Genomic DNA, 757 nt, shown 5'->3' on the forward strand with positions numbered 1-757 from the left:
ACGATGAGAAACCCAACAATCCCACCGGGTGTGACGGTGGAGAACCTGAGCGGCAGTGACCTGCGGCATGCCCGCAGGGTGATGTAACCCGCTGACAACGGGGATTGAGGCGAGATCACTAAGCCGAGATGATCCTCAAGGTTAAGTACTGAAAGGTTGAAGAACATGAACCCGTTAATCCGCCTCTGTGGGTTGAAAACGTCACCACGGCCTACGTGATCTGACAGGCCGTGCAGGAGGAACTGGCAGTGATACGTAAGCACTGCCGGTCGAAGGTGTTTTGACATGTATGCGAAACACCGGGGCAGCAGCGTCTATCACGCTTGCGTTGCTGACTTCTGCCAACTTGCGGCAAGCAAGGATAAAGAGTGCGACGGGCAGCCTCCTCAGTATGCCTGAGTCCAGGCAGGTAAACCGGGGAAGGTCAGCGACGGATGTTAAGGGGGCATGGCTCCGATGACGCGCTGGCTGGCGGAGCTTCCGTAGTAGTCCGCGATGGGGAAAGCCCATTACATGGCGAAGGGAAGCAGTTTGAATGTGTTTGCGACGTGAATTAACTGACCTAACGAGGTGAAGACCGTTGATAATCAGCGAAATGCAACGCAAGCTTGCCACATGGGCAGCCACCGATCCGTCCCTACGGATTCAACGGCTGCTGCGTCTGATAACACAACCAGAATGGCTGGCTGAAGCGGCGCGGATCACGCTTTCATCAAAGGGGGCCCATACCCCCGGCGTTGATGGCGTGAACAAAACA

Annotated in this window: 1 pseudogene; it reads left to right on the top strand. The window is 55.9% G+C overall.

Annotated elements, in window-relative coordinates:
• Nucleotides 1-580: 580 nt before the first annotated feature.
• Nucleotides 581-757 (top strand): annotated as a pseudogene (locus tag DMC61_RS42190) (group II intron reverse transcriptase/maturase); the annotation flags it as partial.

It is taken from the genome of Amycolatopsis sp. WAC 04169 (genome assembly GCF_003947535.1).
Taxonomy (GTDB): domain Bacteria; phylum Actinomycetota; class Actinomycetes; order Mycobacteriales; family Pseudonocardiaceae; genus Amycolatopsis; species Amycolatopsis keratiniphila.